The organism is Dyadobacter sp., from assembly GCF_039919315.1.
Classification (GTDB): domain Bacteria; phylum Bacteroidota; class Bacteroidia; order Cytophagales; family Spirosomataceae; genus Dyadobacter.
Genome location: NZ_JBDSFX010000101.1, coordinates 19,704 through 33,870, shown reverse-complemented (window position 1 = coordinate 33,870; position 14,167 = coordinate 19,704). Strand labels below are relative to the sequence as shown.

6 protein-coding genes are annotated in these 14,167 nt (G+C 47.8%); all 6 read left to right on the top strand.

What is annotated here, in order from left to right:
• Positions 1 to 122: 122 nt before the first annotated feature.
• The 6 genes from ABIO93_RS29165 (at position 123) to ABIO93_RS29140 (ending at position 14,164) form a co-directional block, all read left to right on the top strand.
• Positions 123 to 1,133 carry a FecR family protein gene (locus ABIO93_RS29165; protein WP_348073551.1) on the top strand — a complete coding sequence of 337 codons (1,011 nt, stop codon included), beginning with the start codon at positions 123 to 125 and terminating at the stop codon, positions 1,131 to 1,133.
• An 88-nt stretch (positions 1,134 to 1,221) separates the two neighbouring features.
• A complete protein-coding gene (locus ABIO93_RS29160) occupies positions 1,222 to 4,965 on the top strand; it encodes a SusC/RagA family TonB-linked outer membrane protein (RefSeq protein ID WP_348073550.1) in 3,744 nt (1,247 codons plus the stop codon).
• 34 nt (positions 4,966 to 4,999) lie between these two features.
• Positions 5,000 to 6,457: a SusD/RagB family nutrient-binding outer membrane lipoprotein gene (locus ABIO93_RS29155; protein ID WP_348073549.1), complete on the top strand. Its 1,458-nt coding sequence runs from the start codon at positions 5,000 to 5,002 to the stop codon at positions 6,455 to 6,457.
• A 42-nt stretch (positions 6,458 to 6,499) separates the two neighbouring features.
• Entirely contained in the window at positions 6,500 to 9,514 is a 3,015-nt protein-coding gene (locus ABIO93_RS29150) for an amidohydrolase family protein (RefSeq protein ID WP_348073548.1), read from the top strand.
• Between the two features lie 32 nt (positions 9,515 to 9,546).
• Positions 9,547 to 12,597: a DPP IV N-terminal domain-containing protein gene (locus ABIO93_RS29145; protein WP_348073547.1), complete on the top strand. Its 3,051-nt coding sequence runs from the start codon at positions 9,547 to 9,549 to the stop codon at positions 12,595 to 12,597.
• Positions 12,598 to 12,607: 10 nt separating this feature from the next.
• On the top strand, positions 12,608 to 14,164 hold the full coding sequence (locus ABIO93_RS29140) for a M20/M25/M40 family metallo-hydrolase (protein WP_348073546.1): 1,557 nt from the start codon (positions 12,608 to 12,610) through the stop codon (positions 14,162 to 14,164).
• Positions 14,165 to 14,167 lie beyond the last annotated feature (3 nt).

Here is a 14,167-nt window from a genome sequence, read left to right as displayed (position 1 = left end):
CCGGATCAAATGTTTATCTTTTTTTCTCCCCCGACGATAGGGTGTCATCCCCATATTTGACTCTATACATTTAGACGTGCCAAACTGTTCTATCTGGCAGCCTATTACCATAAAATGATGTTATGGAAGTCTCTAAAAAGCTGGTCATTCTGTATTTCAAAGGCAAAAGCACGCTTGCAGAAGACAGCTTGGTAGAAAAATGGCTGGCCGCTGATCCGGATAATTCAAATATTGCGATGCAATGGATGAATGAGTTGGAAGGTGAAGAAAAAAATGAAAATCTATTTTTAGAAATGCTGTTGACCAAAAGTGAAATTTGGGACCACACAGTGAAAAATTTCGGAAATGCCAGCAGCCAAGAAAACCAAAAGAACGCATTTGTAAGATCACCAAAAATATACAATGCGCAATGGCTCTACGTGGCAGCAACGGTGAGCGGACTTGTAATGTTTGCCTTTTATTGGTATCATAATATCCGAATGATTCAGCTGTCAACCACTTATGGGCAGATCCAAAATGTGATTTTGCCTGATAGTTCCAAAGTGACTTTGAACGGAAATAGTAAGATATCATATCGCTGTTCATGGGAAGGCAAGCCGCGCGAAATATGGCTGCAAGGAGAGGCATTTTTTAGTGTCAAACACCTTAAAAACCATGCTGATTTCAAAGTCCATTTGTCAGAAGGAAAAACAATTGAGGTGTTAGGAACTGAGTTCAATGTAATCGACAGGGAAAAAAGAAGTTGTGTCGTGCTAAAATCGGGCAGCATAAAACTGAGCTTATCACGAGAAGCCGATGACATTTATTTAAAGCCGGGCGATCTGGTTGAAATGAAAGCAAAAAACGCGAAATCCACTTCTGTTCACAAAACCGTTGTGGACCCCGAAACCTATTCTGCCTGGACACACGGGCGATGGAAGCTGGATGGGACTTCACTCAAAGAAATATTGCTAGAATTAGAGGAAAAATACGGGATTGAAGCCACAGTGGAGAGTGAAGCATTACTGGAAAAACGTGTTTCCGGATCACTCCCGCTAAGTCAAAATAACGCCGGTGCGCTGGTGGAGGACATTGCGCATTTATTTCAGTTACAAGTAGTAAGAAAAGACAATAAAATTATTCTGGCTAATTAAGCCATATTCCCGGAGGAAAGACCTCATCCCAAGCCGCACCAGGGAAGGTCTTTGAGCAAATCTCCTTAAAAAGCATTCAATATATTTTATGATCAGAAACAGCCGCAAGGTTTCTGATGCAGTAAGTGCAGCGCTTTTACAAGTGCCTCGCAAACGCATTTCGTATACACTATTCCGTTACAAACTTTCACTCCAATTATTCATTATGAAGACGACTTTTAAGATTTTTCTTTATCCGTTTGCATGGGTTGTACTTTGCCAGGTCGGAGTGCAAGCGCAAATGGTTGCGTCCGTCACCAAAAGCAAGCAGATCAGTAAGGATAAGCCGGATGGTCAGCCACAGTTTATCGCATTAAAGGATTGTCTATCGAAGCTGGAAGGCAAATACAATGTGTCCATTGCCTACGAAACGGAATTACTGGAAAACGTACAGGTAAATACACGCCTGATCAATTCGCTTGGCAAAAACCCATCACTGGAAGGAAGCCTGGATGTGATTTTGAAAGATGCCAAGCTACAATATCGTAAGCACCGGGAAGGTTTTTACATTTTATACAAAGAAGAGAGCCAGGCCCCAAAGCAGCAAAGCAAAACAAAAAATGACTCGTCAGCCAGCATGCTCAGAGCTGATTTGGAATCCGGATATGCCAACAAGGCTTTTGGGATTTCCGGAAAAGTTACCGACAAAGCAAATGGGAATGGGGTTCCCGGCGTAAATGTGCTATTGAAAGGCGCAAACATCGGAACGACAACGGATACGGATGGAAGCTTCAAAATCGATGTTCCTTCCACGGAGGGCACGCTGGTATTTTCCTATATTGGTTATGTGACTCAGGAAGTTCCCATTGCTAACCAGTCGGTGATCAATGTGGTGCTGGGAGAAGATGTACAGGCATTATCCGAGGTGGTCGTTACCGCGCTTGGTTTCAAAGAAGCAGCCGACCGGCTGGGTTCTACCAGCAGTAAGGTGACCGGAGAAGCCATTTCCAGGTCAGGAGAAACGAGTGTGATCAATGCTTTGGCCGGTAAAGCCGCCGGGGTCCAGATATCACGCGCAGCGGCCGACCCTGGGGCAGCTGCATTTATTCAGATCCGCGGACAGAACACATTGACGGGAAATACCCAGCCATTAATTGTTGTGGATGGAATTCCAATCAGTAATACGACCGAAGGGGGAAGTTCCGGCGGCGTGGTACCACAATCCCGTCTGAATGACATCAACCCGAACGACATTGCATCGATGCAGATATTAAAAGGTGCCTCGGCAGCCGCATTATGGGGCTCACGGGCTGCAAACGGCGTAATTTTGATCACAACCAAAAGAGGGGCCGACAGTAACAAAATGAACATTTCGTTCAGCTCAACTTATTCAGTGGATAAGGTGAACAGCTTTCACCCATTCCAGTCCAAGTTCGGCCAGGGTTCTGCCGGACTTTATAATCCAAATGGTGCCAATGCCTGGGGCGACAAAATTGACGCAAGATCTGGTGGTCCCGACGAAGTGAATACCACGGGAGCCTATTTCGAAGCGCTGGATGGAACAAAATATTACCCTATCATCAAAAAGAATTCCAAGGAAACTTACAACGACTCCAATTATGACCATGTTTTCAGAAACGGAAGCTTTACGGATAACGCACTGAGCCTGAGCGGTGGTGACGCTAAGACAACCTACTTTTTCAGCATTGGCGACATTCGTCAGAAAGGAGTTCAAAAAGGAAACAGCACCTACAACCGCACCACTTTGAGACTGAATGTGGAAAGAAAATTCAATGATGTTGTCCGCATGTCTGTAAGCTCTGCTTATACCAAAAGTTTCTCCGACAGGATACAGCGTGGTAACAACCTGGCCGGTGCAACGGTAGGACTTTTGCGTAATCCGGCGGATTTTGACATCTCCGATTACAAGGGAAGCTACTATACAAGCCCTACTGCTTCCCCGATCCTGAACAGACAAAGAGGCTACCGCAGCTATCTGGGAAGTGTGATCAACCCTGCCAATAACAATGCACTCTGGGCGCTCTACGAACAGCAGAATTCGACTGATGTAGACCGCTTTATGAACAGTGCCGAGCTGGGCATCAAGCCGGTTTCCTGGCTGGACATCATTGCAAGGGCCGGAATTGACACTTATTCAGACGAACAGATCAACTACTTCCCAATTAATGACATCACCGGTGCGGGAACGGGCCAGTACCAGGACCAGATCACCAAAGAAACGCAAGTGAATGCGGATTTGCTAGCCAGAGCAACCAAGGATTTCGGCCCCAATTTCACATCCACCTTCATTCTGGGCATGAACCTGAACAATAGGAAATATTACAATATGGGGGTAACCATCAATAACTTCCTGGTTGCCGATGCACCTGCCAATTTCGCCAATGCAACCGCTCTGAATCGGACACCGATAAACAGGCGAACTGAGGTCCGCACCATCCGTTCGTACGCTACTGCCAGTTTTGCTGCTTACGACGCCTTGTTTTTGAACCTCTCGGCGGCGGCAGAATCGGCTTCTTCTTTTGGTGCTTTATCCGAGAAAACCTTCTATTACCCCTCTGCCGACATTGCCTGGAACTTTACCAAACTTGGTTTTATGCAAAATATACCAGTCCTGAATTTTGGTAAGTTAAGGGCTTCTTACGGCGTTGTGGGCGTTCAGCCGTTGCCCTACCGTTCGAACACGATTTTTTCTTCCACTTCTTTTTCTGCCAATCCCTGGGGTGATAACCTCGTTGGTTCCCAGTTTGGCAACGGTGCTTACAGCCAGGGAAGTTCGTTGGGCGATGACTTTCTAAAACCGGAACGCAAAACCGAATACGAAGTCGGAATTGACATGCGCTGGTTTGAAAACCGGTTCAAACTCGGGCTTACTTACTATAACAATAAAGTGAAAGATGTGCTGGTTCCGGTTACATTGGCCCCCAGTACCGGATTTGCTACAAAGTATACCAATGCTGCTGTCCTTCAGAACAAAGGATTTGAAATGGACCTGAGCTTTGATGTGATCAAGAAAGGGGATTTCCTGTGGGCTTTGCGTGGGAATTTCACACGTAACCGCAGCAAAGTAATTGACCTCGCCGGAACGCAATCATTGTATCTGGTGGGCGGCATTGAAAACTTCCTGGATGCCAGAGCCGTAGTTGGATATCCGACCGGCGTATTCTGGAGCAGCCGATATGCAATGAACGACGACGGGACCAGAAAGCTGGATGCAAATGGTTTTCCGATCGCGGATCCGGTAACGGGTGTTGTAGGCGATCCTAATCCGGACTGGATTGGCGGATTTGGAACTACTATTTCCTATAAAAAATTCTCCCTGGACGCATTATTCGAAACTTCACAGGGAGGCGATTATTTTAGCGGAACAAGAGGTATTATGTATAACTTCGGGACGCACGCCGACACTGGAAATGAAGTGACACTTGCAGCAGACACCAAGAACTATGCAGGAAAAACGATAGCCGCCGGAACTACCGTTCGCGGAAATCTGAATGACTTCGGCGCCGGGCCGGTTTTGCTTGACGAAAGCTGGTATACTACATTGGGAAGCGGATTCGGTTCCTTGAAACAGCAATTTGTGGAAGACGGCAGCTGGACGCGTTTGCGTCAGCTTTCACTGGCTTACCGTTTGGACACTGAAAAATTCAGAAAGGCTACCAAACTTCAGTCTGTGGAATTCTCGGTAACGGGCCGTAACCTCATTGTCTGGACCAAAGTAGTGGGTATCGATCCGGATACCAACCTTTCGGGCGGCCCAGCAGGTCGCAACATGGACTACTTCAATTCGCCAGGCACGCGTTCGTACCTGTTCACATTGAAAGTAAATTACTGATCGTCAACAAATTCATTATAAAAACAGCATTAAAATGAAAACAGCGAAACTAACAGCAATAGCAGCATTGGTCCTCATGGTTGGGCTGATCTCCTGTGAATCTCTGGTCGACGATTTGAACACCGACCTGAATAACCCCACTGACGCTTCGGCTTCATTGGTGCTCACCGGAGCGCAATTAGGTAATGTATCAGTTCAGGAAGGCCACGTAGCCAGGGTTGCTGCCATGTGGTCGGGATACTTTACGGGAACCGACCGGCAGTATAAGGACATTTACAGCTATAATGTGACCGGTGCATCGTTCAATGATGTCTGGCAGTTTGTATATCAGGGCGTTGCCGAACAGAGCAGGCTGGTTATAGAAAAATCAGAGGCCACCAATAACCGTCTGGTTCAGGGGATAGCAAAGATCGTGAAAGCCAATGCATTGGGTACCGCCACGGCGGTATGGGGAGATATCCCTTTTACAGAAGCTTCGGATATCGCCCAGTTCCCTAACCCTGCTTTTGAGTCTCAGATAGAGGTTTATGCCAAATTACAGCTCTTGCTGGATGAGGCCATTGCCGACCTGGAATCCGGAATAGGAACTTCTCCCGGCGCTGCTGATATTCACTTTAACGGTGATGCTTCCAAATGGAAAGATGCAGCATATACCTTGAAGTCCAGATTTTATATGGAAACAAAGGAATACGCATTGGCCTATGCAGCCGCTGAAAAAGGAATTTCGGCTGCCAGCAGGTCATTGTTGGTTCCACACGGCACAACGTTAAACGTGAACGAAAACCTGATGTATGCCTTCATTGCAAGAAGTCGCGTGGGTGATATCAATGCTTCTCTGTCGCTTGCTCCAAAGCTTTTGAACCCCGCCAGCCCTACCTACCGCGGCAATGCAAAAACCGACGAAACGGCGCGGTACAATTATCATTTTATCACGGTAAATTCCACCGGAACGGTTATTCCGGTTTCTCCAAACACTAACAGCTCTTTGACTTCAAGGGGACTGTTTGGACAATCAACATCTTATCCATTGGTTACTTATGCCGAAAACATGTTAACATTGGCAGAAGCAGGGCTCCGTGCGGAAGGATTAGCTGCCGGGCTTGAAAAACTGAATCTTTACCGCGCATTCCTGAATACCGGCGGCGACCTTGACCCGACTTATAAAACGGGGACTTATAAATACTTATATGAGCCTTACACGGCGGCCGACCTAGCACCTGGTGGCATGCTGAACAAGGCTGGAAGCACGGCAGACCAGGCTTTGCTCCGCGAAATACTCATGGAACGTTACATTACTTTCAATGGACAGATCATTGGTTTCAATGACTTGCGACGTACCCGCAAAGAGGCTGTCAGCGTGCAACTGGCACCAAGCGCCGGCGCCACACTTCCTGAAAGAATGATTTACAGTGAAGCTGAGATCAACTCCAATACCAGTGCGCCCAATCCGGTTCCTGGTGTTTTCGTGCCCACGCCCGTCAATGCTAACTGATCCTTCCGGACTCAAAATTCAATCACCCACTTGACCTAACCGATGAACCTTATTCCCAGCAAGCACCTGTTTCGATTTTTTTGTTTCTTATCTGTTTCAATATCAAATCATGAAGCATTTTCTTCGGCCGAGCAGACAAAGGCGGATTCTGTAAAAGTTACATTAACCGAGGGTACCAACATTGCAATTGCCTTGTCGCCCGACAAGCAAACGATTGCGATGGACTTGCAGGGGACCATTTTCATCATTCCTGCCAAAGGAGGAACTGCAAAGCCGCTGACCGATGAAATGGGCGACTGCCGGCAGCCGGTTTGGTCACCCGATGGGTCTAAAATTGCATTTCAGGCATTTTGGGATGGCAACTTTCACATTTATACCGTCACAAAAGAGGGCGGAACGCCGGTTCAGCTCACCTCGGGAACATTCGATGATCGCGAACCTTGCTGGTCGCCGGATGGGAAAAGCCTTTTATTTTCTTCGGACAGAAGCGGCAATTACGACGTTTGGCAGCTGGAACTGGCAAATGGCGGCCTCAAACAGATCACAACTGATCAAGCCAATGACTACTTTCCTGCATTGTCAGCTGACGGCTCTCAGGTGGCTTATGTTTCGGAGCGGACTTCTGCGCCGGGGATTTATATCAAAAATCTTTCGGCAGGGGAAGAAAAACTTTTCCTTACCTCAATTGGGAAACTAGCATGCCCGGTGTGGCATCCTGTTCAGCCAAAGATCATATTCAGCAATTTCGCCGAGGGCAAAAGCTTGCTGGATGTAGCTCAACTGGGCGGCGGGGATTGGGTAACGTTATCCGATCCCGCCGAAGATGTTTTTCCCTTCAAGATCGCATGGTTATCAGAAACAGAATATCTGTATACGGCTGACGGCAAGATCAAAAGGAAAAAATTGGGGGAGAAACAAAGCAGCACCATTCCTTTCCAGGTGAATATGTCTTTGGCAAGAGACAAATACAAGCTGAAAGTCTATGATTTCAATTCCATTGCAAATAATCCCGTAAAAGGGATCCGAGGCCCGGTTGTATCGCCGGATGGAAATACTATCGCATTCACAGCATTGGGAGATTTGTATATCCTCAAAAAAGGAAGCACGAAACCAGAAGCACTTACCAATGATGCCTTCATTGAAATAGATCCCGCATGGTCGGCCGACGGGAAAAAACTGGCTTACGTCTGCGACCGGAAAGGAAATATGGACCTGTACATCAGGGATATGGTGTCGGGAAAAGAAACGCTGCTCCTGAATGCGCCGGATAACATTACCTTCCCGACCTGGTCGGCGGATGGTTCAAAAATTGCGTATTATCAGAAAGATCCGGCTGCATTTGGCCGGGCGGCTTTAAAAATGATTGAAGTGTCTTCTGCAAAGGAGACCACTTTATACCAGCCGTTGTTTGACGGCTCTCAACCCAGCTGGTCGCCGGACGGGAAATTTGTTGTTATTTCTGCGCTTGTGCCCTATTCCAGCAGATATAGGGAAGGTGTCAGCAAGTTTCTGGTTATTTCAACCGAAGATCTGAGCAGCAGATTTATTACTCCGATTAATGAAAGAACACTTTCAACTCGCGGCAAAAACGGGCCCTACTGGTCGCCTGACGGCACCAAATTCGCTTTTTCAATGGATGGCGTTTTGTGGACAGTCGCAGTCGATAAAAAAGGGGAATTATTGGGCGCGCCAAGAAGGCTGACCAACGAGTTGGCAGAAAACCCCAGCTGGACCGGCGATTCCAAAAGCATTGTGTATATGGCGACGGATATTTTGAAAAAAATATCCCTTGCTGACGGCCAAAGCGAAACCATACCCCTGCAACTGACGTACAAAATCAAGCAGCCAACCGGTCTGACGATCGTCCATGCCGGAAAATTATTCACAGCAACTTCTCCCGAATACCAGACCAACGTTGATATCATCATCGAAGGCAACCGCATTCAAAAGATCGAACCGCATAAAGCAGGGCGAAAAGGAAACCTGATCGACGCATCCAAACAAACCGTGATTCCCGGGCTTATTGAAATGCATACCCACCAGACCGCAGCTGCCGGGGAGCAATTAGGCAGGTTATGGCTCGGTTATGGCATTACCACGATCCGCGAGCCGGGAGGTGATCCCTATGATGTAATCGAAAGAAAAGAATCCTGGGCAAGCGGACGCAGAATGGGGCCACGAAACTTTTATACCGGCGGAATTCTGGACGGAAGCAGAATTTATTACGGCATGAATGTGGGAAATGTACCGGGCGGGGCACAGCTCGAACTCGAACTGGAAAAAGCAAAAAGACTGGGTTATGATATGATTAAAACCTACGTTCGGATGCCGGATGCCATGCAGAAACGCGTAACTGCTTTCGCCCACACCCTGGGCATACCCGTATCTTCACACGAAATTTACCCGGCCATGCGCTACGGGGTGGACGCCGTGGAGCATATGGGCGCGACGAGTCGGCGTGGCTACTCCCCCAAATTGTCTTTGCTGAACAACTCCTATCAGGACGTGACCGAATTGCTGGCAAAATCGGGCATGAACATCACGCCTACTGCATCTTTGCAGGGCGGCTTGCCGATGCTCGTCGCGAAGGACCCTGCTTTTTTTGACAACAAACAGTTCAAAGCCTTTTACAATGCAGAAGTAATTGAACAAATGAAAGCCCAAACGGCGCTGCGTACGAAAAACAATCCGGCATTCCTTACTTCATTCGGCAATATCCAGCGCACCGTCAAATCGCTGATCGAAGCGGGCGGGCATGTCACACCGGGAACTGATTCACCCATTATCCAACCCGGGCTGAGCTATCATGCTGAACTCCAATCCTGGGTGGACGGCGGAATTACGCCTTATCAGACACTCCGCGCCGCGACCTTATTTTCGGCAGAAGCACTGGGGATCAGCAAGGACCTGGGCACATTGGAAAGCGGCAAACTCGCTGATCTGGTAATTATTGACGGCGATCCGTTGAAAAATATCAAGGATGTTATGAATGTCAATACCGTGATCAGGAATGGGGAAGTCTTTACCATTGATGAGCTTTTGAAAAAGAATAACTAAACCGTTTTCGCTTACTTAAAGTAAATTCTATAATGATAAGACCATTTTCGTTATCGGGGATTATTAGTTCAATTAGCCTCAATAAGTTCTGTCGTTCAGCATTAGCGGTCGTCGCTGTCCTGCTTTTCAATGCTGACATTTTGAAAGCTTCAACAGCGGATTCCGTCAAGGTAACCCTCACGGAAGGCACCAACATGGCGGTTGACCTTTCACCGGACAAAAAAACGATTGCGGCCGATATTCAGGGAACGATATGGAGCATTCCCATCTCTGGTGGAGATGCCAAAGCGCTGACCGACGGCATGGGCGACGATCGGCAGCCGAGCTGGTCGCCGGATGGAAATAAGGTTGCATTTCAATCTTTTCGTGACGGTTACTACCATATCTGGGCGGTAAACAAGGATGGCTCCGGCTTGCAGCAAATGACCACCGGCGTTTTCGACGAACGCGAACCGGAATGGTCCCCCGACGGCAAATCGATCATTTTCTCCTCCGACCGCGCGGGAAATTACGACATATGGAAAATGGATCTTGCTTCCAAGGAACTGGCGCAACTCACCACCGACCCTGCGAATGATTACTATCCCTCTTTCTCAGCCGACGGCAGTAAAATCGCATTCGTTTCAGAACGGACCGCTGCACCCGGGATTTACATCTGGAGCGCTGACGGACAAAAGCTAGCCATCAAAAATGCTGTCAAACTGGCTGCGCCATCCTGGAATCCTGCTGGTACACACATTTATTTCAATGCATTCAGCGGCGCATCCAGCAGCCTTGTGGAAATTGATATCTCAGCAGGAACATCCAAAACCATAACCCTTACAACCGGCCCCAAACAATCGGACGTTTTCCCTTTCCGGGTGAGCTGGCTATCCGATACCGAATATTTGTACACTGCTGACGGAAAAATCAAAATCGCTGAAATCGGTCAGGAGGAAGAAGAACGTATTGTTCCATTCAAGGCCGTGGTGACGGTGGTAACGCCCAATTACAAGCGCAAGACCTACGATTTCAATGCTGGAAAACCCAAGCAGGTGAAGGGGATCAAGGGATTGAATGTTTCTCCGGACGGCAAAAAGTTCGTTTTCTCCGCACTGGGGGACATTTGGTTATTGGAAAAAGGAAACCCGGCCCCGAAAGCGATTACCAAAGACCTGTTCCTGGATGCCGACCCAACCTGGTCGCCGGATGGCAGCCAGATCGCCTTTCTTTCCGACCGCTCGGGCACAATGAACTTGTGGGTCCATGACGTAAAAACAGGGAAACAATCGGTTTTGGTTAAACTGGACTATGACCTGAATTATCCAGCCTGGTCACCGGACGGAAGTAAAATCGCCTTCTATCAGGCAGATTCAAAAAATACCTGGGGACGGGGTACTTTGCAAACAGTCGAAGTAAAAAGCGGGAAAGTCGAGAAAATCCACGAATCGTTGTTCGTACCAAGCCAGCCGAGCTGGTCGCCCGATGCGAAGACCATTGCCGTTTCCGGTTTGCAAGTCAATTCCTCGCGCTACCGTGAAGGGATCAACAAGTTTCTGCTTATTTCTTTGGACAAACAGCCCGACCGTTTTGTATCTCCAGAGCCGGACCGTTCATTGGGTATGCGCGCTAAAAATGGCCCGGCCTGGTCTCCGGATGGCAAAAACATAGCTTATGTTCAGGATGGGCTGCTTTGGTTAGTCGGCGTCGATCCCGCAGGAAACCTGACCGGATCACCGAAAAAATTAACCGCTGAACTTTCAGAAGTGCCCAGCTGGACGGCAGATTCAAAATCCATTGCTTTTATGGCAACGGATGCCATTAAGCATATTAATTTGGCTGACGGCAAAATCGAAAGCATTCCGCTCAACTTCAATTGGGAATTCAAGCAACCCAAGGAAACAATTGTCGTCCACGCCGGAAAAGTGTTTGACGGCAAAAATGCCGCTTACCTGACCAATGTTGATATCGTCATATCCGGCAATAGGATCCAGGAAATTGTTCCTCATAAAGCCGGTCGGACCGGTAAGCTGATCGACGCTTCTGATAAAACGGTTATCCCAGGCCTGTTTGAAATGCATACCCATCAGCACGCCATGACAGGCGAAAAACTGGGAAGATTATGGCTTTCCTATGGCATTACTTCATTGAGGGAAACCGGCTCCGACCCTTACGATGCATTGGAAAGAAAAGAATCCTGGGACAGCGGAAACCTCACTGGCCCGCGCGAATTTTTCACCGGCGGACTTACCGACGGCACCCGGATCTATTATGGTCTGGCAAACAGTGTTAAGTCTACGGCACAATTGGATATGGAACTGGAAAGGGCGCACCGGCTTGGTTATGATCTGATCAAAACGTATGTGAGAATGCCTGATATTTTGCAGCAGCGCATCACCATTTTCGCCCATGCACACGGCATACCCGTCTCTTCTCATGAAATTTTTCCAGCCATGCGCTACGGCGTTGATGCGGTGGAACACATTGGAGGAACAAGCCGTCGCGGATATTCGCCCAAGATTACAGCCATGAACCATAGCTATCAGGATGTAAAAGAGCTTCTTGTGAAGTCCCAGATGAACATCACGCCGACGGTTTCCCTGCAAGGCGGCTTCTATGCCATGGCAGCAAAGGATCCTGCATTTTATGACAACAAACAGTTAAAAGTATTCTTCTCGCCCGAATTTATAGCGGAATCAAAAGGAGGAATGACGATGATCGAAAAGATGTTCCCGGGCTATCTGAGCAACTTTGGAAACATCCAAAAGACGGCAAAGTCGCTGATGGGATCAGGTGCAAAAATGACAGCGGGTACCGACAGTCCGTTCATTCCTTACGCCATGAGCCTTCACTCCGAACTACAATCCTGGGTCGACGGTGGCATTTCCCCATTCGAAACGCTGCGCTCGGCTACATTGTGGTCGGCAGAAGCTGTTGGTGTAAGCAAAGACCTGGGAAGCCTGGAAAAGGGAAAGCTCGCAGATCTTGTGATCGTCGATGGTGACCCGCTAACCAACATCAAAGATGCATGGAATGTGAAGTCCGTTATGAAAAACGGGATTTTGTTTTCGATTGATGAGCTGTTGGAAAAGCCAGTGAAGTAACCCACATCCAATGATACTTAAAATTAAATCAAGCCCATTGAAATTCTTCCTGGCAGTTGCCATTGCCGCCTTTCTGATTACGACTTCCGCTATCGGGCAGAAAATTGCAGCCGATAAAACGGATGCATTGATCGCCAAGCAACTCTTGCCTGCCATTGAAGAAATTAAGGATTATGTATCGATCCCAAATGATGCTTTGATCGCGGAGGATATTCAGAAAAATCTGGTCTGGTCGGAGAAAGCTTTTGCACAGCGAGGTTTTAAAACGGCAATTCTCAAAACCGAAAAGCTTCCTTTGTTCTCGGCTGAAAAAACGTATCCGGGCAACACCAAAACGGTCCTGTTTTATTTTCACCTGGACGGGCAGGCTGTACGGCCAAATGAGTGGTTTCAAAAAGACCCTTATGAAACGGTTTTAAAGGAAAAAGATGCTACGGGGGCTTTCAAGGAAATAGATTGGGCCTCGCTGAAAAGTGGGAAGATCAAAGACGAATGGCGTTTGTTCGCCCGCTCTACATCGGATGACAAAGGACCGATCGTAATGCTCCTGCATGCTATGGATATTCTTCAGTCCCAAAATCAGAAACCGCCTTTTAACGTGAAAGTGGTGCTGGACTGTGAAGAAGAAAAAGGATCGCCGGGCCTGAAAGCATCATTGGCACAATATAAAAGTACTTTAATGGCTGATTACCTGATCGTTATGGACGGCCCCATGCATTCTTCCAACATTCCCACGCTCACATTCGGGTGCCGTGGCGGAACCGGCTTTTCATTGACCACTTACGGCGCTATCACCCAGCAGCATAGCGGACATTTCGGCAATTATTCCCCGGACCCGACTTTTATTTTATCCAAAATCATTGCGACGATGAAAGATGACGATGGCCGGGTGCTGATCGATGGCTTTTACGATGGAATTAAATTTGACGAGCAGGCTGTAAAAATCATGGCCGCCGTTCCCGATAAAACCAGTGAAATCAATGACCGTCTTCAAATTGCGGAAGAAGAGAAAGTAGGGAAAAATTATCAGGAATCGATGCAGTACCCATCCCTGAATGTGCGTGGATTAAAGGCTGCCGTAGTCGGAAAAGGCGGCGGTTCCATTATTCCGGAAGAAGCCATTGCAGAGTTCGGGATACGGTTGGTACCTGAAACGGATGGGAAAAGAATGACGGACCTTGTCAAAAAACACATTGAAAAACAAGGTTATAAGGTGCTGGACCATGTTCCAAACAAACAGGAAAGGTTAGCCAACAAGAAAATGGTTTTTTTCAGCGGCGGCGGCGCAGGTTCACCGGCTTTCCGGACGGAAGTTGATTCGCCTATCGGGAAGTGGCTGAGAAAATCCGTGACCGAAGCATTCAAACAAGAGCCGGTTGTGATCAGGATTATGGGCGGCTCCGTTCCGGTTGTGCCTTTTATTCAAACCCTCGACGTTCCGGCGGTGATCGTTCCTTTGGTCAATATGGATAATAACCAGCACAGCCCCAACGAAAATCTACGGATCGGAAATCTGAGAATGGGCATCAAAACTTGCCTCACCATTCTCACATCGCCGGTTGAATAAATC